This is a genomic window from Limihaloglobus sulfuriphilus (assembly GCF_001999965.1).
Taxonomy (GTDB): domain Bacteria; phylum Planctomycetota; class Phycisphaerae; order Sedimentisphaerales; family Sedimentisphaeraceae; genus Limihaloglobus; species Limihaloglobus sulfuriphilus.
In genome coordinates, this window is record NZ_CP019646.1 from 1,899,161 (window position 1) to 1,922,132 (window position 22,972).

Sequence of the window (22,972 nt, forward strand, 5' to 3'; positions counted from 1 at the left end):
GCCAAGATCAGTTGATCAGCCAGTTATCAATTGCCAGCAGCAAGTCGGCCGCTGTTACATCACCGTCATCATTGAAATCGCCTTCGCCCCAGGTCGAATCGTATCCTGAATCAACCTCGGGGTAATTAGCACTGAACAGGGCAATATCCGCAAAATCTACAGTATTGTCCGGCTTCAGGTCGCCGTTTATGAGTAAATCCCAGAGCAGGCTCGCATCAGGCGAATCCCAGTATGCACAGAACAGAGCTGCGTCGGCAGAGTCAACATTGCCGTCGAAGCTGAAATCTCCGTCTGTCCAGCTGTAAACAGTGCCGTCAACCTTGGGATAATCCGCTATAAACAGATTGTAATCTGTCATATCAACAACGCCGTCGAGATTTATGTCGCCGGGTGTTGCAAACTGATACAGCACCTTGGCATCGTATTCATCAACACTCTTATTTTCAGCGTAATACGTCCCGCTGATACTCTCATAATCTTCGCTGGTTCCGTTTATATCCGCCTTGAAATAATCAACAGTCGCCTGTGTAGGTGTGTCAAAGTTCAGCTCAGCTATATAGACATCTGATTCGGGGTCTTCCGGATCTTCCATAACAATCTCAAGAGAATCGTTATATATTCTCTGGTCCCTGAAGAAATTCAGGTCATCTATGTCAAAATCACCGTCACGGTCAAAATCGCAGGGCTTGGTAACAACAATGCCCCCGACCGCATCATCACCGGCCTGCGTCATATGTGTAAGTACAGGGTAGCCGTAAACATCATCATGATACTGCAGACGGTACACGTGGGTGCTTGTAATTGAGAGATTGTTGTCTCCATTGTAGCACATATACTGGCCTCTGTTGTTAAGGGCGTAAACTCTTCCCTCAGTGTCATACTTAAATGCAGCCCTGCTGCCAAGTGTAAAATAAACATTGCCATCAGGATCACATGTAACACCATATACCGAATCAAGGCCGCCTCTGAGATCTTCCATAAGCTCGGCATCTACAACTGTATAAGTAGTAGTATCACCGGTGCCGTCATCAACGACACACAACAGTCCGCCTTCATTGCCTGTCTGGCCGGTACCCTCGAATATGATCTGCTCACCGGTTCTGGTTCCGCCGGTAAAGTCTCTTACGCTTGTGTGTATTGACCATACTTCGGTTGAAATCCTGTCACTGCTGGAAGTGCTCATTGCAGGCAGAAGCAGCTCAATGCTCATATCTGAGAGGTTGACTTTCCAGATACCGCCGCCATAAACGTCTTCTGTCCAGACACCGGGCTCATCCGGCTCTTCCAAGCAGTCGTAATGTTTGTGAGAACCTGCAAAATAAACCGCACTTGCATCACTCGCCCAACAACCCTGACGCATATAGTTGAATACATGAGAACTTGTATAATCCAGTGTTGACAGCTCTGGGTAATCAAGATAGGTATTTGATACATCAAACAACATTCTTGCCGAAACAAGCGGACGGAACACATCGTTCCAGTCGGCTTGACCAAAAGCCCCCCAAAGCTCGCCTGTACCGCCCGTACCATCCTGGCCGGTGTCATAGTCGGGAAGCTCAGTAGTTGGGGACCCGATGCGCCTCAAATCGTATAGCAGGGCGATTTTGTCATAGTCATGCTCATATATACGGAATGTGCCAGTTGGGTCATAATGTCTTACATACCAATGTTGAGTAATAAGGGCCAGTTCGCCGGCTTCATAATCTATGCCGTCAACAGTAACAGGTGCGGGGTTGACAACAAAACCGCCGGCACTGATGTAACCGCCGAGATTGAAATCCGTAACACCCGTTGAAAAATCCCAGTCTGCGTTTGCCACCCTGGGAAGATCCGAAGCGGAAGCGTACATCCAGGATGAACCGTAGATATCGTCAATCGTTGAGGGATAACCCGGGTCATCATCAACTATATCTGTTGGCTCATAATAAACAGGGCCAAAGACATCCGGAGTAAATTTACGGATACTCTGTCCCGTAGAACCAAAGAGCACCGTATAAAAATCACCTGTAACATCGTTGTAACCACAGGCACCTAAAGTGGAATATACAACCACTCCCGAAGGCAGCTCCTGCAGCCCTGTGTGCTCGGCTGGAACCACACGGTACATATTGTCCGGGGCCGCCGCGAAAGCGCCGGCTGCCAAAATTAAAACTAACGTAACCAAACTCATTTTTTTTCTCATGTTCGTACCTCTCCTTGATCTAAAATCAAGCTACTTAAATTAATATTACAGTTTCTGTACGTGAAAACGTCAAAGCGTCTTACCTTATACGCTTCGCTGTCAACACAATTTACATTTCCTGCTACTTCCTTGTATAATAATATAGCACGGAAAACCGTTTTAATCAAGCGATAAGTGGCAAACTTTCGCAAAAACAGTAAAAAACTGTCATAGAGCAAAAACATACACCTAAAACATTATAGCTTTTAAGGCGTTTAAACTCCCGACTAAACCCCTTTTACGCACTCAAAAAGCCATATTGACGCATTTTCCTACTACTTAACAGGTGAACATGTTTAACTGACAATAAATTTTAACAAAGCGCATTTTTTACGAAAAAAACAGAGATTTTTTATTGAAAAGTTTATTGACGAACAAAAGCCTTAATAAATTTCCCTACCTCGCCGAGGATATATCGAACCTGCCGAATGAATCGAGCATGTCGAGAAAATCCGCCGGCTCGCCCTGGCTGGTGCTGAGCATTATATATATGTTTTCGCCGGGCTCTGCCGGCCGGGTTGAATCAACATAAATCCATTTTTTATCCACATATACCTCGTTCCAGGCATGACCGAGAAAGCCGCTCTCGATGCCGGAATAATCCTCGACATAGAGCAGCCCCAAAACCATGCGGCATGGTATGCCCGCCTTGCGGCAGAGTGCCGCGGTCAGCACTGAATGCTCGGTACAGTCGCCGCGGCGGGTTTTCGCCGTTTGCGACGCGGTCGCAAAACCGGTGGAAAGGTCTTTCGAATTTATCGAATTATTTACGAATTTCGTAATCATTTGGACAGTACCCCACCTATCCGTCGCTTTTGCTTCAATTGAGGCAAACATTTCGTTTATTACTTCGGACTCAAAATCAACATAAACCGTAGGCCGCAGCGCTTCGAGAATCTCTGAATCAGACCCCTCATACGCGGCGGGAACAACCTTGTCCGGTTTGGCGGGTTTATATACAACGCTGAGAGATTTACCCTTGCCCCTGACCGTCTGGTTGTCATTTTCGGGGATTCTGATCGGCTCTGTGTCGTTTGATTCCACGGCAAGTGTAATTTTGCCGGCGTTTTCTCTGAACTTGTCAATCAGCCCGGCAGGCGCTTTTATAATAAAGTTGCGCATTATATCGAAATCCTCCGCCTTGCTCAGGGCATGCTCCTTATCACAAAGCATCATCTCAACGTCCATGCCGGCGATTTTGCTGTTGGTCTTATACATTCTCTGCTCATCGTCGAGCCATGAGACGCTCTTCACGCTCATGCCGGCTATGTTCTCGGTGCTTTCCACACGGTAGAGCTTTTTTATGCCGCCGGGCAGAACGAGCGGCTCCTTTTCTCCAACCCGCATTGTCATTTTGCAGGTGCTTTTCATGCTGCCGACAAAGCTGGTGAACTCAAACTCGGCTCCGGGCTTGATGCCGCCGGCCTGATCTATCGCCAGCTTCATCCCTTCAGGGAAGAGAATATCGCTGTCAAAGGCAACCGTATCCTCCGTTACACCCAAACCGCTGTCAGTATTTATAACGACCCGGCCGTCTTTTACCGTGCCGGTGAATGTCTGGGCCATGCCGCCCATCTCCACTACCGAGCGAAAACCGAGCGGCCTGCCGCCGGCGGTCTCGAAATACGTCTCGGTCTGCGTTACAGTAATCGACGTTCCGAAACGCGATATGGTCATTACCACCTTATCGGAGGTTGTAACTTTGCCGCCGTCCCGGCTGCGGGTATGCTCTGAGTAGCCGACCTTTTTGCCGTTCATCAGCAGGGCATAGTATTCGGCCTCATCTTCGGCGGCAAACGCGGGCATGAGTGTTAATACGGATACTACAGTTAACATTATGATTATAAAGCACTTTCTTTCACTGACGGATATAGATGTCATTTTTACCTCAAAATTGACCTGATTTGAAATTCTGCTGGGTATATATCTGCTGGGTATATATTAGCTCAAATGTGCAAAAAAGCTAAGCAAAAGGATAAACAGGATTAAAAATAAATCAATTAAATCATGTCAATCTTGTTAATCCTGTCCACTTAATGCCTGACACTTTGTTTATATTTTCCTTGCCTTGAATTTCGTATTGTTTACTATCTGCGTTCAACTTAACAGGAACAACCAGAATATAATAGCAAACAGTAAGCAAATGTACAAACGAGCCTTTACATTGATAGAACTGCTTGTGGTAATAGCAGTTATCGCCCTTTTGATGGGCATTCTCCTGCCGACGCTTGGCAGGGCGAAAATTATTGCCCGACGCACAATCTGCCAGAGCAACCTTAAGCAGATCTCGCTGGCGTTTGAGATGTACTGCCACGACAACAATTCTACCTATATCGCCGCGGACGACCCCGTATCCGGCGGCGTATGGCTCTGGATGGGGCGAGGGTTTCGCGGCTGGATAAAACCGTATCTGGACAACAGCAGCGGCAACACGGCAGTGCTTTCATGCCCGGGCGATATAACCGCCGAGGACAAATATGAATCAACCAGCTACGCCTATTCCATGAGCTTCTACTACAGCCCCGAACAGATAAATTCTATCGATTCCACCGCCGGCACATACGGCACAGAATGCCCGATAAAATCCACTCCGCAGCGCCGCGAAAATGTCGCCCTGGCATCACAGAAAATTCTTTGCGGCGAATGGCTCAGCAACCACGACAAAAAAGACGGAGATATGGGCTGGTGGTGCAGTATCGGCAGCCGAAACTTCGTCATGGCAGACGGCAGTGTGGTTTTTCTGGCGGCAGAGGATATTGAAGAAGCCAACGACGGCCTGCCGGACCCGAACCTGACCAGAGACGGCATATCAGGTTTTGATGTAAAACGATAAAGAAAACGCACTAAGGAGTTTTTTATGCCGGCAGACAAAGCAAACATTTATGATAATATCCCAAACAACCTCCCCGATGAGCTCATACAAACCCTCTGCCGCGGCGGCGGAACACGGATCGAGCGGATAATCTCACGCGGCCACGAAAGCCCGGAAGATTTCTGGTATGACCAGGAAAATGACGAATGGGTGATCATTCTCCGCGGCGGTGCAGTGCTGGAATTTGAGCACGGCCGGCAGGTTCAGATGCGCCCGGGCGATTATATGAATATCCCCGCACATACACGCCACCGCGTGGTATCAACTGATTCGCACAACGACACAGTATGGCTGGCGGTGCACTATAATTTATAATCAGTCTTGAAGTGCCGGGTAAAACGGGTATTATGGTTTTTTTACATACAAACGAAAATACAGGGCCGAATGTACATGGAAAATAAGTTATCAATAGAAATGCTGGCTGTTACACCCGAGGCAGAAAAGGTAATCGAACAGGCCGGCAGAACATGCTATCTCAGCTTTGAGCGTATCGGAGCCAACTCAGCGCCGGAATTTATACAGAAGCTCGCCGCAATGGGGCACGAATCGCCGTTTGAGCACGCCCAGGCCACCTTCCGTATTCGAAACTGCTCACGGGCAATGACCCATCAGCTTGTCCGGCACAGGCTTATGGCGATCTCGCAGCAGTCGCAGAGGTATGTATCCGAAACAGAATTTGAGTACGTCATACCTGAAACGATGCCGGCGGAATTTGTTGATGATTACAAAGCCGATATGGCCGCGATCCAGCAAATGTACAACAAATGGCGCAGGCGGGGACTGAAAAAAGAAGACGCCCGTTTTGTCCTGCCAAACGCCTGCTGCTCGGAGATTGTCGTCTCGGCGAACTTCCGCGAATGGAGGCACGTGATCAAGCTGCGGACATCTAAAAAAGCTCAATGGGAAATACGCAAGGTATGCACCGAGATACTGCGTCTGCTGAAAGAAGCCGCGCCGGCGTGTTTCAGTGATATTGAATAAAAGATAGAACGGTTCTCACCCCTGGGCGAAAAAATATTTATTTATCAGATAGATCTCCCCGTAAACACACAAGACACTCAACGCAATCCAGACGAACAACTTTGTCTCTGCCCACATATCCTCGAGGTATCGGCCGGTGAGCAGCGACCAGAAATCCGGCTTAAAGTTGTACTTTACAGCCTCCCAAAAGCTCTCCCAGGTCCTGAATATCAGCTTGCCGATTAAAAAATACAACGGTATATTCAGCACCGCGACAATAATAATTCCTGCAATCCCCATAGAAAAGCCCTGAACTTAAATATCTTAACCTATATAAAATAAAAACTCATAAAGTCCGATTAAAAGCGGTAAAGATATACTAACGGGAAAAGCAAAACTTTCAATAATTGGTTAAACTTTTTTCTTAAAATGATAAACAATCCCGGCAGTCAGGGCACTCAAAGGTGCTACAGCTACCATGCCGAAACTGCCCACAAGTATGTTCAACACTTCTGCGGCTATGACATTTGTGTTGAAAAACTGGCACAAAGGCGTTCCCTGGCCCATATAGTACATGAGCATAGTGGTGTATCCTCCCGAATATGCCAGCAGCAAAGTTGTAGTCATTGTTCCTACCACTGACTGACCCACCCGAAGGCCTGCCTGAATATGCTCCCAGAAATGGATATCGGGGCGTTTTTGATGTATTTCATGCATAGAGGCAGCGATATCCATCGCCAGATCCATAACCGCTCCCGAACATGCGATAAATATTCCGCACGTAAATATAATTGTAAGATCAAGTTTGGGAAAACCGGAATACAAAAGAGTCTCTGCGTATGGACGGACTGCTCCGTGAATGTTGAATCCGCTTGAAAAAAGAAAAGCCAATACGCATGTGAAAATCAACCCTGAAAAAGAGCCGATAAATGTTACCAGTCCTTTCTTGGTGAGCCCTCCTACCAGAAAACTTACCGATGCGGTAAGTGCCGCGACAATCAATATCGCAACCGGCAGCGGATTCATACCCTTTAAGAACATCGGTATCATTAGTTTCCAAATAATCAAAGCAGCGAACACAAACGATAGAAGTGCCTTTGCACCTGTCGGACCGGCAACTATTATCAAAAATATGCCGAACAATACCGCCAGTATAATTTCAAGTTCAAGCCTGTAATGGCCGCGTGTGTAGCCTGTAGTCTTGTCGCCATTGTATCGGTATTCGATCAAAGCCTTCTCGCCAGGCTTGTATATTTCATCTATATCAAGCTTGCCTGACATCTGGTTTATAACGCTTATTGTCTTACCCTTGTGAGGCCCTTCCAGAAGCTCTGCTTCGAGAAACTGTGTTCCAACCCGCACGATGCCAAGAACCTGAAAGTCCGAGTTGTCTGCTGAGACAATACGAGCCTTGACATTGAAAGCCTCTTTTGAAGCCGCATCCTCAAAACCGGTGGGAACAAACAGAAGCGATATACATACAACTGCAAAAATGAACGTGATTATTAAGTCGTTTTTTGTGAACTTCATTGTCATTCATGCCGCAGAACCAAGCTGCCGCAATATGGGTGTTTTGGTTAACTCCGCTATTTAAAAACAGGGCAAGGACATTTTAGCTGCCCTTGCCCTATGTTCAATATAAATTAGCTTGGGTGAAAATTAGTTGCCAAGATTGACTCTCATAGCCTGTGCCATCTTAAGTGCAACATCTGTGTTGTCATAGTTGCCTGCGAATCTCCACGCATCATAACCCAGAGCGTAAACCGGTACAGGTACAGCTGTGTGCGAGTATGATGTGAAAGCAATACCGGCACGGCGGTTCATGATATGTGTAAGGGTTACTGTAAACGGCTCATAGTAGCCATAAAGCAGAGAGTCATTTGTTCCGCCGGCTATTTCTTTGCCGCTCATTGAGTCGTCATAAGCCTGCTCAAGAGTAGAAACCTCGAAGAGTGAAAGATCATCGTAAACCAGACCGAAAGCGTTCTGGATGCGTGCTTTGATATCATCGTTCATATTTATTGCAGGATCCCATGTTTCATAGCTGCCGAAAGATGCTTTGTGTGCTGCGAACTCTGTCCAGTCGAAAACCTCGTAAGACATTGTCTGACCGTCGAGAATCTCGAAAGCTGTTTCATAGCCTGTACCTGCAAAACCAAGTGTCATTCCGCCGCACTCATGGTCGCCTGTTACGACGATCAGAGTTTCTGTGGGGTGTTGCTGATAAAAATCAACTGCAACGGCTACAGCATCATCAAGAGCAATATTGTCTTTTATAGCTGCGACTGCATCGTTAGCGTGACATGCCCAGTCAAGCTTGCCGGCCTCAACCATCATGAAGAAACCGTTAGAGTTGTCCATTAATCTGATACCTTCTGCTGTGTAATCAGCGAGTGAAAGGTCAGCAGGGTCACGGTCCATCTCGTAAGGCAGAGCCCATGAGCCGTCGATGTAATCCTTACTGTAAGCGAAACACTTTGTGCCGGGAGCAACAGCAGCAAGCTCAGCTGCATTTGATGCAACTGTGTAGCCGTTAGTCTTTGCATATTCAACCGGATCGTTTGAAGCATCAGCATCAGGGCGTCCGGGAGCATAGTAACGCTTCCCGTCCCTGATCCTTTCACCCTTCATTCCGCCGCCTGCGAAGTAATCGAAGCCGCTGTCTGAGAGGTTGTTTGAGATGTCCCAGTAAAGACCGCGTTCGGGTTGGTGTGCGTAGAAGCATGCGGGTGTAGCATGGTCAATTGATACAGAAGAAACAACACCGACCTTCATGCCTTTTGCCTGGGCCTTTTCAGCGATTGTGTTGAACGGAAGGGCCTTGAACTTGTCCATAGCGATTGTGTTGATAGTAGTCTTCTCGCCACAAGAGAGAGCCGTTGCAGAAGCGGCAGAGCCGGTGATGAAACGGTTGTTAGCGTATGTAGTCTGAAGACCGAGAACAGGGAACTGACTCATTACCAGCTTGGCAGCGCCGGCAGTGTCCATACTTGCAAGCAAGTTGGCATCCGGCTCACCGGTGCTGTAACCGGTAAGTCCGCCTGGATTCCCTGTGGGGTTATCGGGCATTGCTGACTGAGCCAGATACGCTTCAGTAGCGTGAATCTGCGGCAGAGCCATGCCGTCACCGATAAAATAGAATACATACTTGGGGCCCTGTGTCGGTCTTGTACGACGTGCCTCTACATTGGTACTTGTAAAGACGACCATCAGGATGATCATAATAGATAGCAGGGTTTTCTTTTTCATTTTCAGTTTTCCTTTCTGAAAAAATCACAAAATAAATTAAAGATACTTTACGAGTTTAAATGCGGCATTTCCGAACCGCTTTTTTTCATTTGTTTTATTAAAATCAATTAAGTTTTTTCTTTCTTAAAAGAGCCAGGCCTGCACCGAAAATAATGAATGTTGCAGGTTCCGGAACATTCACCATATCTACAGTTACCGCGTCAACATACATCGGGTATGCGTCCCACTCGGAGCTGTTGAAGTTCAGAGTCAGCCATACACACTCAGCAGCAGGCTCTAATACAAAGCTGAAAGCGTCTGTTACCCAACCGTCAGCATTTGTCTCGCTTTTCTCGAGAATCGGACCGTAAATTCTATCATTGAGCGGGTTATCGAATGTATTGTTGGTCTCAACGTTGAATGAAGGTGCAACATCTTCAAATGGCTCATAAGTCACCTGAACCCACATTTCAGTGTAATTGTCGGTCTGGGAAAAGTTAGGAACCCAGAAATCGAGGTCAGCATCGTTCCAGACCTCTATAACATCAAAGCTGTTGTTATAGGTTGCGAGATAGTTAGCGCTTGCACCTGTAACTACATCAGGTCCGTCAACGTAAGCTAACGCTTCATTCGGGATAACATCAAAGAAATCCGGAGATATTGCTCCGTTTCCAAATCCAAAGCCGCCGCCCCATGTGTCCCAGCCGGCACCGACAGTGTAATCATCGCCAAGCCATACCGGATCAGTTGCCGCGTTTGAAATCAGTGACATTCCAAATACCAAAATTAATAATACAAAATACTTCTTCATTGTTCTTTACCTTTCAGCTAATAAAATTCTTCAACTTTTTCAGACCAGAATCGAAAATCGAAAGAAAATTTCAAAACTTCACCAGGCAGGCGCACTTTATGCGCAAATCAGAATCACTGCCGGATAAAATCAAGTACTTAGCTTCTTCTTCAAACTTTCAGACTATGTTCTGGCTTCTCTACAATATTTCTTCTAACGTTAGAAATGTAAAACTCGAACGCCGAGCTTACGGCTGTAATCTTATCATCCAATTATTTGCATTTAATTATTGAATAATTAAAATAAGATTAAAAGTAAAACGTGGGTAAAGCGGAGACTTGCTAATTAAGTTTTATTCTCTCTAACTATAATATTTCACAATCTAAACTTAATATTTGAATAACTTTAGTCGTTTTGGAAAATAAAAGGTATAAAAAAAGACAAATTTTTCCGGTTTTTTCCACCTAAAATTAGTTTATTGTCCTTAACTACAACACAGCCTCCCAGAATCTCTCCCAAGTCCTGAATATCAGCTTGCCGATTAAAAAATACAACTCTACCGAAGTATCCGCATAAGCCCTGCACCGCAGCGATTAACTCTCATAAAGGTGATTGTCTTTTATATATTCCAGCACACCAGGGGCGAGCATACCCGAAACATCCTGCCCCGCGGCAAGGCGTTTGCGCACCTGCGTACTGCTGATATCGATAAGCGGCGTCTGGACGGGGACAACCTTATTCATCGCGGCAAGCTCTTTACCCAGCAGACCGGGCAAAGCCTGCTTATCAAAGATCTTACAGCCGCCGCGGTACATCGCTGCTATTGTGCAGTTATTTAGCATCTCTTCTATCCGATACCATTTTTTTAAAGAACCAAGCGTATCGGCTCCAACAAGCCAGAAAAGCTCCGCGTCATCACCCAAAAGTCTCTTGAAATGCATCACAGTATCAAATGAATAGCTCGGCTCGGACCGTTCAAACTCGGTATAGCTCACACAAAAGAGTTTCTCGCCCCGGACAGCCCTTTCAAGCATCTTCCCGCGGTCAGAGTCTGAAGCCGCGGGCGGGTTATCCTTAAACGGAGACCGCCTTGCCGGTATTAGATACACACAATCCGCCCCAAGCTCAAGGGCCGCCGCCCGGGAAGCCTCGATATGCCCCTTATGAACAGGGTCAAAAGTTCCGCCGTACAAAATCACACGCTTCATAGACCCTCGGAGAAAACATCATTTACCGCGTCGAGTACTTCAGGGTAACCCTTATCGGGATACTTCCGCAGACGCGCTGCGGCAATAAGTCCCAGAAACATCCTGCTCGGCCGCAGCGGACGCGACGTTAGGCACGGATGCGATTGCGTACCGACGAAATACGGATGACCGGGCAGCTCGAGAATCTGCATTATCGGGTGTCCCGGAGCCTTGCCCGAGAACACCAGACCGTGATCCTCTAAAGACTTGATATAGTCCGGCTCAACCTCGTAGCGATGGCGAAAACGCAGACGAACACTTTCTTTTTCGCCAAGCAGTTTCCAGGCAAAAGTGCCGGTTTTAACCTCAACATCCCTGCCGCCAAGACGCATGTTGCCGCCGAGTTTTTCTATCTTTTTCTGCTCGGGCAAAACCCCGATAACGCTTGCTGAATCTTTGGTTTTAATCTCGGAGCTGTTTGCGTCTTTTATGCCGCAAACGTTACGGGCAAACTCGATTACAGCCATCTGGAAACCAAGGCACAGACCCAGGTACGGCACGTTGTTTTCACGGGCATACTTGATACAGGCTACCTTGCCCTCTGTGCCGCGTGTTCCGAAACCGCCGGGAACGATAATCCCGTCAACATCTTTTAAAAACGCCGCCGCCTTTTCATCTGATGTGATATCTGTCACCTCGATCCATTTAATCCTGACCTTGACAGACAAAGCCGTCTCACAATGCTCGATGGCCTTGATTATAGACGCATAGCTGTCACGCACAGTCGTGTATTTGCCCGTAATACCGATAGTAATCTCAGAATCATACTCGCCAATTTTAGATGTAAACTTATTCCACTGTTTTGTATTTTTCGCCTCGAGCTCTTCGTCTATCCTCTCATCAAGACGCAGCACCTTTGTTACAATCTTATCAATACTGCTCTCTCTTAGCATCTCCGGGATTGTGTAGATGCTCTTCGAATCGTGCATACTGAAAACGTGCTCAAGCGGCACATTGCTGAAAACGCTCATCTTCTGGCGAACCGTCTCTGTAACCTCGCAGTCAGCCCTGCAGGCAATAATGTCCGGCTGAATACCCTTTTCCATCAGGTTGCGTATTCCAAGCTGGGCGGCTTTGGATTTCTGCTCACCGAGAATCTTCGGTGCCAGGATGTACGTAAGAGCGACGAAACACGAGCTGCCCTCGCCCTCTTCATACGCCAGCTCTCGCATCGCCTCGATATAGAAGGCGTTTTCCAAATCACCCACCGTGCCGCCAATCTCAACGAACACAACATCAGCATCGCTTTCCATCGCCAGCCGACGAAGACGCAGCTTCACCTCACCGGTGATATGCGGGATCATCTGAACATCACGCCCAAGGTATTCGCCGTGACGCTCTTTGTTGAGAACATCACGGTAAATCTGGCCGCTCGTACAGAAATTATGCCGGTTAAGGTCCTGGTCGAGAATCCTCTCATAAGTACCCAGATCCATATCACATTCGATACCGTCATCCAGAACAAACACCTCGCCGTGCCTGAACGGATTGAGCGTGCCCGAGTCGATATTGAGATATCCCTCCAGTTTTATAGGAGACACCTTGAAGCCCTTGTCCTTGAGTACCTTGGCCAGGGAAGATGAGAATATTCCCTTGCCCAGACCGCTCATGACTGTTCCAAGCACAATGACGTACTTGGTCTTGCCCTTGATGTAGCCCTCCGGTATGGGCGAAAAATATTCGGTGTCCGTGGAAACGTTGCTTACACTTGCTAATAGGTCTTTATTATCTGTCATCTTTTTTGCATCAGTTGATGTTTATCTTTCGGTTTATTTTAAGAAAGACTTGAATTGTATCTTTCAACGAATCTTTCATACTGCTCTTCTGTGTCGATGCCCTCACAGGCATTTTCTACCATCGCGGTCATTATCTTATACCCGTTTTCAAGCACCCTGAGCTGTTCGAGTGACTCGCAAACCTCCAGCGGGCTCTGAGGCAGCTTTGTTATCTCCAGCAGAAAATCCCTTCGATAGGCGTATATGCCTAAGTGCCGCTTTGCAAGCTGCATATCTCCGCTGCCCGCCTGGCGATTATACGGTATCGGGCTTCGGGAAAAATACAACGCCCGCCCGTCAATACCGGTAACGCACTTAACAACATTGGGGTTGTTCAGCATCTCCTGGTCTTCTATGCCCGTAACAAGCGTTGCCATCTGTGCATCCGGATTATCAACAAGCAGCGACGCGAGAAGGTCAATATCCTCCGGCGATATTTCCGGCTCGTCGGCCTGTACGTTTATGATTATATCCGCATCAATATCCGCCACGGCCTCGGCGATGCGGTCGGTGCCGCTCTTGTGCTTATGGGATGTCATCGCGCATGCCGCCTCGAAAGTCTCACACGCGGCAAAGACCTTCTGCGAATCTGTCGCCACCAGCACAGAGCTGACACTGCCGGCCTTTAGCACCTGTTCGGCAGTATGCTGAACGAGAAACTTGCCTGTTTTGTTGGCGAGCACCTTGCCGGGAAAACGGGTTGAATCATATCTTGCGGGTATTACAGCAATTATGTTCAAATCAAACCTCATAAAAAATTGAAGGAATTTGAGTGCGAAAATCATGATCTCCGCACATAACTTACTGTATGAATAGTTTACGCCTAAACACTGCCTGTGTCAACCGGCCATAAAGAATTTAGCCCATTTTCTTAGCCGCCCGGGATATTTTATCAAACCGGCCTATTTCAGATAAGAAAATACACAACGCTCAGAGCAGCTATAACCCACATAGCCGGCTTGATTTGCCTGTATTTTCCGTTGATAACCTTCAGCAGTGTGTAAGAGATAAAACCCAGTGCCAGACCGCCGCTGATGCTGTATGCCAGCGCGATCATGATAATGATTATAAAAGCCGGGAACCCCTCTTCTATCGTTGAAAAGTCAACATTTACAATACCCCTTGCCATGAACAGCCCCACCATTATCAGCGCAGGAGCTGTCGCGTATGCCGGCACCATCGCGATAATCGGCACAAACAGCATCCCCGCGAGAAACAGAATGCCCACCACCACCGCAGTCGTGCCGCGGCGGCCGCCGGCCTCTACGCCCGCGCTGGATTCGAGATATACAGTTGTCGTTGAGGTGCCGATAACCGCACCTATCATCGTAGCCGCGGCATCAACAGCCAGAAGCCTGCTGACACTTCGCGGTTTGACGTCATTTTCTATCTTGTGCAAAACGCCGACAAGTGTGCCGATGCTGTCAAACATATCCATGAACATCAGCGTAAATATCGCCCCGAAAAAGCTCCACTTGACCGCGCCGAGGATATCCAGCTTGAACGCCACCGGCATGATATTAAACTGAGCGAACATAAACGAATCCGGCAAATCCACGCGGCCCGCCAAAACGGATATGGCAGTAGAAACAATAATTCCAATAAGCAGTGCCCCGCGGATCCCCCTCGATTCGAGAACCAGCATAACCACCAGGCCCGCAAGCCCGATCAGAACCTCAGGCGTAAACCTGCCCAGACTGATAAGGGTTGCCTCGTCCTTGACGACAAGCCCCAGATTCACCAGGCCTATAAACGTTATAAAAAGCCCTATACCCACGCCGATAGCATACACAAGAGACTTGGGTATCGCCTCAACAATCTTTTCACGAAGCCCGACGGCTGTCAGTATAAAAAATATAAATCCCGACAGGAATACTATTCCCAGTGCCGTCTCCCAGGCAATCTGCTGGCCCAACACAAGTGAATACGCGAAAAACGCATTGAGCCCCATACCCGGAGCCATCGCCAGCGGGCTGCGGCAGATAATACCCACAAGAAAACAGGCTATCGCCGAAGCCAGGCATGTAACCGCGGCAACTGCATTCTTATCCATGCCCGCCGCGGAGAGTATCTCGGGGTTTACAAATATGATATACGACATCGACAAAAATGTCGTTACGCCGGCAATAACCTCTGTTTTAAAGGTGCCTTTCTCTGTGCTGTCACTACTCATTGCTGATTTCCCTGATGTTATTATTGCTGCTGCCTTATCTTTATCGATTTTGCGTGAGCGTCTAACCCCTCGGTCATCGCCAGCATAGCTATCCTGTCGGCATCTGCGAGAAGCTGCTCTTTGCTGTATTCTATTATGCTGGAAGACTTTACAAAATCGTTGCTCGTTACCGCCGAAAAATACCTGCTCGACTGGCGTGTCGGCAGTGTGTGGCTCGGCCCCGCCCAGTAATCGCCCACTGCAACCGGCGAATAATCGCCGATAAATATCGCGCCGGCGTTATCGATACGCTCGGCCACAGCCCGGCTGTTAACGCCGCACTGAACCTCAAGATGCTCCGCGGCGAAGTGGTTGGCAAACCCGACCGCCGCGTCCATATCCTTCATAACGACAACCGCGCTGTACGTCCGCAGACATTCAAGCGTCTCTTTGCTCCTGTCAAGCTGCCCGACCTGCCGCTCAAGCTCCGACTGCACCTTTGCCGCGAGCCCGCTTGAGGGGGTTACCAGTATCGCCGCTCCGGGGTAGTGTTCCGCCTGGCTGAGCATGTCGGCGGCAGTCCACGCCGCGTTGGCGCTGTCGTCGGCGACGATAAGCACATCGCTCGGGCCGGCGAATGAATCCATATCGCACAGACCGAAGACCTCTTTTTTGGCAAGCTGCACATAGTCATTACCCGGGCCTACGATCTTGTCAACCGGCTTTATCGTCTCGGTTCCCCAGCCCAGGGCGGCGACTGCCTGGGCACCGCCGATGCGGTACACCTCGGTTATACCAAGTTCGTGGCAAAGCCCCAGTATCACGGGATTTATGCTGTTATTGAACCGCGGCGGCGAGATGACCACGATATCTTCTACGCCCGCCACAATCGCCGGCACAGCGGTCATGATAACCGTTGAGGGCAGCGGAGCGCTGGCGCCGGGGATGCACAGCCCAACCCGCTTGAGCGGACGGTAGCGAATCCCGACGCGGCCCGAATCCTCCGACCTGTTGCCGATAAAGATGGCTTTCTGGTACTCACCGACGTTGCCGATCGCGCCGCGGAGGTTATCGAGTAATTCCGGCGAAAGCTCATCATACGCCTTTTCAAGCTCCTCTTCGGGTACCCGAAACTGCTGCGGCGTCATTTCCACGCCGTCAAACTTCGCCGTAAACTCCGCCACCGCCGCGTCGCCCCTCCGGGCAACCGCCGCGACAATATCACGAACGCCCGCGGCAATACCGGCCTTTTCACGCAAAAAGGCGCTCATGGAATGCTCGCTCATAAGCGAGTCAAAGCGGGCCTGAAAATCCGCGTCCGCATAAGAAAATACAATATCACTTAGATCTATAGCCATTTTTACATCTCTTGTATTTATGAATATGTTCTAACAGGATTACAGGATAAACAGGATTAAAAATAAATCAATTAAATCTTAACAACAAGCTGCGGAATTGTAACATGCCGGCTATCAGCCATTTGAACGTTTTCAACGTAGGTTAGGCTTCCAGCCCGACACAGAGCCTTTTTTAACGTAAGTTAGTCTTCCAGCACGACACTGAGCACAATACGCCCAAACTTTTATTTTTAACCATGAAGATATTGAAGTTTTTATTTCATGATTTCTTCATGTTCTTCATGATAAATTTTAATCCCAAATTTCAAATATCAAGTTTTATCGCCGCTTATGACTCCCTAATTCTTAATTCCTAATTCTTAATTAACTCACTTGACAGGATTACAGGATTCACAGGATAAAGATAACTTAAAAATAACAATCTTGTTAATCATGTAAATCCTGTCTAATTGATTTCAAATGGAGAAAATTCGTGTCCCGATTTATCGGGATTCTCTACAGTGATTACTGATAAAGCCAGGAATCCGCAAGCAGCAGCAAATCGTCAACAGTTACACTTCCGTCAAAGTCACGATCCGCCCCACCGCACCAGTCGGGTGCAGCGCAGCCGCCGCCCAGCCAGTTGACGGAAAGCATCCCAATATCGCTGTTGGTCGGTGCAATCGCCTCCCAGCTCAAACGAGGATAATCAAACGCCGGCATCTGCCAAAGATCCTCCACCCCGTTAGCGGTCTCATTAACAAAATCCCACCCGGCATCCGTAAACGTAAATATATCCTGCATCTCGGCGGTGGTCAAACCCTCTCCACCGTCACTCGTTTGACTGAGAGATGTTTCAACATCCCAAAAGCTTTTCTCAATAATCGAGTCTTCTGAAAGAGAAGATTCGCCTACTAATCCGCAAGAATAGTAATTACTTACATATCCTGTAGAATAACAGTTAACTATTGAACCATTATTGTATCCACACAATCCCCCATAAGATCTCGACACCCAAAAGCCGGTTATTCCTACAGTATCAACCGAGCCCTTCGCATAACAATTATAAATCAAGCCTGTATTATAACCGCAGAGGCCGCCTATGTATCCTCCACCGTGTTGTTGGCAATCCATCCATTCAATGCCTTCGGGGTCACCTACAGGAAAACATTCTTCTACCATTCCCTCAACAATGTCACCTGTAGCGTTGCAATTCGATATGTATCCTGTGTTAGACCCCACTAAACCTCCGGCAGAATGGATACCGCTTACTTCACAGCTTGAGTATGAATCTACGATAGTACCTTTGTTCATTCCACAAAGCCCGCCGAAACCACTTAGCATCTCATTTAAACTATAATTGACACCTTGAATTACGCCGTTTGAATAGCAGTTGTTAATGGTACCTTCATTAGTAACACACAGTCCTCCAAGATATTCTTTCCCGTTGATTGAAATGTCTTCTAAGCCAAGATTTATTATTTTACCTGAACTACCGATTTGGCAAAATAAACCAAGTTGATTAACACCTGTAATATTTAGTGCTCCAATTATGTGTCCATTTCCATTAAATGTTCCTGTAAACGGGGTACCGGTGTACCCTGTACTTGTAAAAATATCGGGTGCAATAACCGCCCTTGTGTAGGTGTTACCCGCTAAATTTATATCATTTATCATGATATAGTGTGCTTCGAGGTCATTGTTTACGGCTTCGAGGTCTTCTCTGGTTGAAATCTGGTATGGGTTTTCCGGGGTGCCGGCACCGCCGGCGAAGGCGAGCAGGTGTGTCGGAAGTGAAAGTATAAGCGCAGCAGCGGCGAAGATAATTGACATGCTGGTTTGTTTAAACATCATAAACTCCTTTAAGGTAATTACACCTTATTCATTTGTTTATATTTACAGATATAAATCGTGTACGGCATCTCAGCACTGATTCTTTTCTTATGTCTATATGCTAAAGCCGGCCGCGGGCTTATTCATTCCCAGTTGTAAATATTATTGCTACCTCAGCATCTTTGTCAACCACGTATGGAATACCGTCTTGATTGACTAACCATATTGCGTGATTTACAGACAATTCCAGTTCATATTCAGTTTGCGGCGACAAGTTCACCGGCCCGACGCTGATTGTATTATAGGCAAGATCATCTACCTCTCCGCTTAATGCTGATGGGTTATAATCTACTGGAGACCATTCAAGCCCGTAAGTCAATTCAGGGTTATCTGTAGATTCGAGCAGAATATTGATGTTTAACGGGATATCCGTAGAATAGTGCTGAGGATATTCCGCAACCAGCGGCTGATCGACCGGGGGTATCGGGCTGCCATCTTCTTTGGCATAGGGGACTGAAGTTGACTGCGATTTTCCATTTGTGTAGGTAACTGTAAAAACATATTCACCGTCTGTGAAGTCCTCCAGACCTTCTAATGAATTCGAACCTACTCCGATGCCAAGCCAGTTTTCATCATCATCTACTTCCATTTCTGCCTGATATACGGCACCTGTTGGTGTTTCAATGGTTCCTCTGGAAACAGTATCACTAACATGCATCCAGGCGTCAAATTCATATTCAATCGGCTCGGCGTTTCCGTAACCTCTACCGAAATCATAGGTCATGCTCATCTCAATCGCAAAAATATGGTTGCTGATCGGCTCTTGAGGTTGAATATCCTGGAGCCAGACATTAGCAAAGATTGCCATATCTGATAGATCTACTGCTCCTGATTGATTCATATCAGTTCCGTAGCAGTATTCATTATTCGAATCGCAATCATCACTTAACCAAAAGGCGGCGAAGTAGAGAAGGTCTTCTGTATATACGCCCTCAGGGTATGAAAAATCACCAATGGGTTTCTGCCGGTTAAAACGGGGATAATCAGTGCCCTCGCCAATTGTCCATATATCTGTAAAATCCCAACCGGCATTTAAAAATGTGTTTATATCCTGCATCTGGTCAGTAGTTTTGCCCGTTCCTCCAGCACTAGTCTCTAATCCGGACGTTTCGATGTCCCAGAAACAATTTGTACTGCCTCCTTTATTTGTACCAATCAGGCCGCCTGTATTCTCATCGCCTGTAACCAAACCTGTTGAATAGCAGTTCGCAACACTGCCAAAGTAGTCGTTATATCCCACCAGCCCGCCAACATACTCGTCGCCTGAAACTGAGCCGGTGCAATAGCTGTTTGCTATAACGCTGCCAGGATAATTAAACCCCACCAAGCCGCCGACAGTCCAATAACCACTAACCGAGCCGGTAGAATAGCAGTTTTCAATGGTTCCTTTTTTGTTACAAGCAGCAATGGAGCCTGACCAATATCCTGTTGAAATGATTGATATATTTTCGAGCCCAAGATTCTTGATATTTCCTGTGAGAAATCCTACTAATCCCAGCGTATCGGTGAAACCCGTAACCTCGCTGTCTATTGTAAGGTTATAAATGACGTGTCCGTCGCCGTCCAGCGTTCCGCCAAACTCCGTTACCGGATAATACCCTGAAATGCCGGACATATCGATATCATCGCCTAAAATAAAGCTGCTGTTCCAGTCTGGAACACGGATAGACATAGACAGGATATCAGCGGAATTTAACAGCACAAAAGGATCGTCCCAGGTTCCGGCCCCAGAGTAGCTTCGTGCAGGATAGTCTGTTTCTATCATCAAACCCGGTTGATTTTCCCAGCTAAGCCGGGGGTAATCTTTTCCGGCGTCTATCGCCCAGTTTCCGTCGTTCCAGCCGGCAAAGGTCAATGGGTCCATCATCTGGCTTGTAGTTTTTGGTCTGCCCACAGGAGTTGTGATAATTCCTGAAGATTGAATGTCCCAGAAGCTATTTACTACAATGCCTTTGTAGTTGAATCCCATTAGCCCGCCGACATAGTAATGTCCGGTAACTGAGCCGGTTGAATAGCAGTTAGTAACACTGCCGTAGCGGTTATCTCCCAGCAACCCGCCGACAGAACTGCCTCCTGTAACTGAGCCGGTTGAATAGCAGTTAGTAACGCTGCCGTAGTCGTTTCGCCCCGCCAGTCCGCCGACCAAGCTGCGTCCTGTCACTGATCCGGTTGAATAACAGTTAGTAATAACACCGTCCCTGCTGTTAACTCCCACCAGCCCTCCAACTTCCATATCTCCGGTAACCGCACCGGTAGAATAGCAGTTCGTGATACTGCCAAAGTTTACCCCCACCAGCCCGCCGACTTGGGATAGTCCCTTAACTGAAATGTTTTCTAAACCGATATTTACAACTGAACCCACAGTATTAATCCGGCTGAACAAACCACAATAATTATTAACATCAACTTCGAAATTGTAAATAACGTAATAGCTGCCGTCGAATGAACCTGTAAACTCTGTTCCCTGAAAGCCCCCAGTTTCAGGGTCTGTATCCGGAGCAATCACCGCCTGTGTATATACAGTTCCCGTTAAGTCTATATCGTTTATAAGGATATAGTGTGCGGCGAGGTCGTTGTTTACGGCCTCAAGGTGCTGACGGGTTGAAATCTGGTATGGGTTTTCGGGTGTGCCGTCGCCGCCGGCGAAAGCGAGCAGGTGTGTCGGGAGTGAAAGTATAAGCGCAGTAACGGCGCAGAAAATTGACATGCTGGTTTGTTTAGACATCATAAACTCCTTTAAATTCATTTTACCTTATTCATTTGTCTGTATTTAGAGATATACAATAGCAGATTTAGGGGTAGTGTCAAGGGGAATAATTGAGAATTAGGAATTAGTCAGGGCAATCGCATCTAAAATATCATTTTTTAGGCTTTTCGGTTATTTTTTCTTTCAAGGCGTGTTATCCGTATGATTTCGTCAGCATATTGTTGCACTAAGTCCATGAATTGGTTGTAACTATCTATGTCAGCCTGCAGTGCTTCAAGCTCATCCTTTGGGACATATCGCACAACATTGGCTCCATTTTTCCACGTTTGGTGGTTGAAATGCTGCCGGTTTTTCATCTGACATATTTTCCCTCGTTCCATTCGCTCTATTTTTGCGATTTTTTCTAATAATTTTATAGCTTTTTTTGTCTTTTTCATTATAGTATAATATATAGTATTCTATATCTTTGCAACGTTAAAACGAGGAAAATTATGAAAAAAGAACAAAACCAACGCAGATTAATGGACTATTTTTCGACAATTGAAGACCCCAGAGTCGAGCGTACTCGCAAGCATGAGCTTAGCGATATTTTATCCATTGCAATTTGTGCAATAATTTGTGGCGCTGATGGATGGACACAGGTTGAAGAGTTCGCTCAGTGCAAAGAAGAGTGGTTTAAAAGTTTTCTTTCTTTGCCTAATGGCATTCCTTCTCACGACACATTTGGACGAGTATTTTCTTCTCTCAAACCCGACTCATTTGAACAATGCTTCCTCGAATGGGTCAATGCCTTAGCCCAAAAGAGTGAAGGCAGGCTCATAGCCATTGACGGCAAGACTATGCGTAGAAGCGTTGATTATGCATCTGAAAAAGCGGCTGTTCACATGGTAAATGCCTGGTGCGACACCAACAAAATGGTCATTGGGCAGATTGCAACAGAAACCAAGAGCAATGAGATAACGGCTATACCTAAGCTCTTGGAGTTAATTGATTTAGATGGTGCAGTTGTAACAACTGATGCTATGGGCTGCCAAAAGGAAATTGCTAATGCTGTAATTGAAAATGATGGGGACTATATCTTGCAGCTAAAGGCAAATCAGACCGGCCTGCATAAAAATGCAGTTACCCTTTTTGATGAATGTATAGACGATAATGTCTATAATATTCAATATACTGTTGCAAGTGAAACTGATGGAGGCCACGGCAGGGTTGAAGAACGCACATTGCGGGCTGTTTCAAATGTAGGATTCCTTAACTCTGAAAAGAAGAACTGGGTCGGGCTCAAGAGCCTGATATGTGTGGAGGCAAAGAGGAGCATAGGAGATGAAACAAGCGTAGAGAAACGGTATTACATATCAAGCCTGACTTGCAAAAATCCGCCAAATTTACTCAAATATATCAGGGGCCACTGGGGGGTAGAGAACTCCTTGCACTGGTGTTTAGATATCAGCTTTGCCGACGATGAAAGGAGAATAAGAAAAGGTTATGGAGCAGAAAATTTTGCAAGGCTCTCACGAATAGCACTGAATCTGCTAAAACAGCAAACCAAGCACAAGGTCGGCATAAAGACCAGAAGGCTGTGCTGCGGCTGGAACGAGCAATACCTATATCGCGTGCTGACACAACAAAATAAAGGACTTTAGATGCGATTGCCCTGGGAATTAGTTTTTTTAGACAGGATTAACATGATTATTTTGAATGTTTTGATCTTGTCTAATAAAGAAAAAAAATTGATTCATCAAGTGCCGGGCCGGAAGCCTGACACTGCACGCCGTATAACCCAACTATCA

At 47.0% G+C, this 22,972-nt stretch carries 18 protein-coding genes; 4 read left to right on the forward strand and 14 right to left on the reverse strand.

Annotation, left to right across the window (positions count from 1 at the left end; genetic code table 11):
- Nucleotides 1–7: 7 nt before the first annotated feature.
- Both SMSP2_RS07130 and SMSP2_RS07135 read right to left on the reverse strand, forming a co-directional pair.
- Nucleotides 8–2,182, reverse strand: coding sequence for a dockerin type I domain-containing protein (locus SMSP2_RS07130; protein WP_146683296.1), 2,175 nt, complete (start codon nucleotides 2,180–2,182; stop codon nucleotides 8–10).
- Between the two features lie 435 nt (nucleotides 2,183–2,617).
- Nucleotides 2,618–4,102 carry a transglutaminase-like domain-containing protein gene (locus tag SMSP2_RS07135; RefSeq protein WP_146683297.1) on the reverse strand — a complete coding sequence of 495 codons (1,485 nt, stop codon included), beginning with the start codon at nucleotides 4,100–4,102 and terminating at the stop codon, nucleotides 2,618–2,620.
- Nucleotides 4,103–4,364: 262 nt separating this feature from the next.
- Here SMSP2_RS07135 and SMSP2_RS07140 point away from each other — a divergent pair, with 262 nt between their 5' ends.
- The 3 genes from SMSP2_RS07140 (at nucleotide 4,365) to thyX (ending at nucleotide 6,074) form a co-directional block, all read left to right on the forward strand.
- A complete protein-coding gene (locus SMSP2_RS07140; protein WP_146683298.1) occupies nucleotides 4,365–5,054 on the forward strand; it encodes a type II secretion system protein in 690 nt (229 codons plus the stop codon).
- Nucleotides 5,055–5,078: 24 nt separating this feature from the next.
- Nucleotides 5,079–5,408 (forward strand): cupin domain-containing protein, encoded by a 330-nt coding sequence (locus SMSP2_RS07145; protein ID WP_146683299.1) that lies wholly within the window; start codon nucleotides 5,079–5,081, stop codon nucleotides 5,406–5,408.
- A 75-nt stretch (nucleotides 5,409–5,483) separates the two neighbouring features.
- Nucleotides 5,484–6,074 carry an FAD-dependent thymidylate synthase gene (gene thyX / locus SMSP2_RS07150; RefSeq protein ID WP_186804912.1) on the forward strand — a complete coding sequence of 197 codons (591 nt, stop codon included), beginning with the start codon at nucleotides 5,484–5,486 and terminating at the stop codon, nucleotides 6,072–6,074.
- Nucleotides 6,075–6,089: 15 nt separating this feature from the next.
- Here thyX and SMSP2_RS07155 read toward each other — a convergent pair whose 3' ends face one another.
- The 12 genes from SMSP2_RS07155 to SMSP2_RS07210 form a co-directional block, all read right to left on the reverse strand.
- Entirely contained in the window at nucleotides 6,090–6,353 is a 264-nt protein-coding gene (locus tag SMSP2_RS07155; RefSeq protein ID WP_222566426.1) for a hypothetical protein, read from the reverse strand.
- Between the two features lie 111 nt (nucleotides 6,354–6,464).
- Nucleotides 6,465–7,583, reverse strand: a complete 1,119-nt coding sequence (locus SMSP2_RS07160) for a YibE/F family protein (protein WP_146683301.1) — start codon at nucleotides 7,581–7,583, stop codon at nucleotides 6,465–6,467.
- 129 nt (nucleotides 7,584–7,712) lie between these two features.
- The gene (locus SMSP2_RS07165; RefSeq protein WP_146683302.1) at nucleotides 7,713–9,302 is read right to left on the reverse strand and encodes an alkaline phosphatase; all 1,590 of its coding nucleotides are present in this window, start codon (nucleotides 9,300–9,302) and stop codon (nucleotides 7,713–7,715) included.
- Nucleotides 9,303–9,405: 103 nt separating this feature from the next.
- Complete coding sequence (locus tag SMSP2_RS07170; protein ID WP_146683303.1) at nucleotides 9,406–10,092, reverse strand: PEP-CTERM sorting domain-containing protein; 687 nt, start codon at nucleotides 10,090–10,092, stop codon at nucleotides 9,406–9,408.
- Between the two features lie 572 nt (nucleotides 10,093–10,664).
- On the reverse strand, nucleotides 10,665–11,279 hold the full coding sequence (gene nadD, locus SMSP2_RS07175) for a nicotinate (nicotinamide) nucleotide adenylyltransferase (RefSeq protein WP_146683304.1): 615 nt from the start codon (nucleotides 11,277–11,279) through the stop codon (nucleotides 10,665–10,667).
- On the reverse strand, nucleotides 11,276–13,054 hold the full coding sequence (pyrG, locus tag SMSP2_RS07180) for a glutamine hydrolyzing CTP synthase (RefSeq protein WP_146683305.1): 1,779 nt from the start codon (nucleotides 13,052–13,054) through the stop codon (nucleotides 11,276–11,278). The genes nadD and pyrG overlap by 4 nt, the downstream gene beginning before the upstream one ends.
- Before the next feature lie 38 nt (nucleotides 13,055–13,092).
- The gene (kdsB, locus tag SMSP2_RS07185; protein WP_146683306.1) at nucleotides 13,093–13,833 is read right to left on the reverse strand and encodes a 3-deoxy-manno-octulosonate cytidylyltransferase; all 741 of its coding nucleotides are present in this window, start codon (nucleotides 13,831–13,833) and stop codon (nucleotides 13,093–13,095) included.
- Between the two features lie 167 nt (nucleotides 13,834–14,000).
- A complete protein-coding gene (locus SMSP2_RS07190) occupies nucleotides 14,001–15,266 on the reverse strand; it encodes an NCS2 family permease (RefSeq protein WP_146683307.1) in 1,266 nt (421 codons plus the stop codon).
- Between the two features lie 20 nt (nucleotides 15,267–15,286).
- Nucleotides 15,287–16,603, reverse strand: coding sequence for a histidinol dehydrogenase (gene hisD / locus SMSP2_RS07195; protein WP_146683308.1), 1,317 nt, complete (start codon nucleotides 16,601–16,603; stop codon nucleotides 15,287–15,289).
- 504 nt (nucleotides 16,604–17,107) lie between these two features.
- Nucleotides 17,108–18,436, reverse strand: a complete 1,329-nt coding sequence (locus tag SMSP2_RS07200) for a GLUG motif-containing protein (protein WP_146683309.1) — start codon at nucleotides 18,434–18,436, stop codon at nucleotides 17,108–17,110.
- 118 nt (nucleotides 18,437–18,554) lie between these two features.
- Nucleotides 18,555–21,203 (reverse strand): GLUG motif-containing protein, encoded by a 2,649-nt coding sequence (locus SMSP2_RS07205; RefSeq protein WP_186804913.1) that lies wholly within the window; start codon nucleotides 21,201–21,203, stop codon nucleotides 18,555–18,557.
- Between the two features lie 137 nt (nucleotides 21,204–21,340).
- Nucleotides 21,341–21,562, reverse strand: coding sequence for a hypothetical protein (locus tag SMSP2_RS07210; protein WP_146683311.1), 222 nt, complete (start codon nucleotides 21,560–21,562; stop codon nucleotides 21,341–21,343).
- 111 nt (nucleotides 21,563–21,673) lie between these two features.
- Between SMSP2_RS07210 and SMSP2_RS07215 the strand changes: the two genes are divergently transcribed.
- Nucleotides 21,674–22,825, forward strand: coding sequence for an ISAs1 family transposase (locus SMSP2_RS07215; RefSeq protein ID WP_146682569.1), 1,152 nt, complete (start codon nucleotides 21,674–21,676; stop codon nucleotides 22,823–22,825).
- Nucleotides 22,826–22,972 lie beyond the last annotated feature (147 nt).

Excerpts from the sequence above, each read along its gene's own strand:
- SMSP2_RS07130 (WP_146683296.1), bottom strand. The coding sequence starts at position 2,182 with ATGAGAAAAAAAATGAGTTTGGTTACGTTAGTTTTAATTTTGGCAGCC.
- SMSP2_RS07135 (WP_146683297.1), bottom strand. The coding sequence starts at position 4,102 with ATGACATCTATATCCGTCAGTGAAAGAAAGTGCTTTATAATCATAATG.
- SMSP2_RS07140 (WP_146683298.1), top strand. The coding sequence starts at position 4,365 with ATGTACAAACGAGCCTTTACATTGATAGAACTGCTTGTGGTAATAGCA.
- SMSP2_RS07145 (WP_146683299.1), top strand. The coding sequence starts at position 5,079 with ATGCCGGCAGACAAAGCAAACATTTATGATAATATCCCAAACAACCTC.
- thyX (WP_186804912.1), top strand. The coding sequence starts at position 5,484 with ATGGAAAATAAGTTATCAATAGAAATGCTGGCTGTTACACCCGAGGCA.
- SMSP2_RS07155 (WP_222566426.1), bottom strand. The coding sequence starts at position 6,353 with ATGGGGATTGCAGGAATTATTATTGTCGCGGTGCTGAATATACCGTTG.
- SMSP2_RS07160 (WP_146683301.1), bottom strand. The coding sequence starts at position 7,583 with ATGAAGTTCACAAAAAACGACTTAATAATCACGTTCATTTTTGCAGTT.
- SMSP2_RS07165 (WP_146683302.1), bottom strand. The coding sequence starts at position 9,302 with ATGAAAAAGAAAACCCTGCTATCTATTATGATCATCCTGATGGTCGTC.
- SMSP2_RS07170 (WP_146683303.1), bottom strand. The coding sequence starts at position 10,092 with ATGAAGAAGTATTTTGTATTATTAATTTTGGTATTTGGAATGTCACTG.
- nadD (WP_146683304.1), bottom strand. The coding sequence starts at position 11,279 with ATGAAGCGTGTGATTTTGTACGGCGGAACTTTTGACCCTGTTCATAAG.
- pyrG (WP_146683305.1), bottom strand. The coding sequence starts at position 13,054 with ATGACAGATAATAAAGACCTATTAGCAAGTGTAAGCAACGTTTCCACG.
- SMSP2_RS07190 (WP_146683307.1), bottom strand. The coding sequence starts at position 15,266 with ATGAGTAGTGACAGCACAGAGAAAGGCACCTTTAAAACAGAGGTTATT.
- hisD (WP_146683308.1), bottom strand. The coding sequence starts at position 16,603 with ATGGCTATAGATCTAAGTGATATTGTATTTTCTTATGCGGACGCGGAT.
- SMSP2_RS07200 (WP_146683309.1), bottom strand. The coding sequence starts at position 18,436 with ATGATGTTTAAACAAACCAGCATGTCAATTATCTTCGCCGCTGCTGCG.
- SMSP2_RS07205 (WP_186804913.1), bottom strand. The coding sequence starts at position 21,203 with ATGATGTCTAAACAAACCAGCATGTCAATTTTCTGCGCCGTTACTGCG.
- SMSP2_RS07210 (WP_146683311.1), bottom strand. The coding sequence starts at position 21,562 with ATGGAACGAGGGAAAATATGTCAGATGAAAAACCGGCAGCATTTCAAC.
- SMSP2_RS07215 (WP_146682569.1), top strand. The coding sequence starts at position 21,674 with ATGAAAAAAGAACAAAACCAACGCAGATTAATGGACTATTTTTCGACA.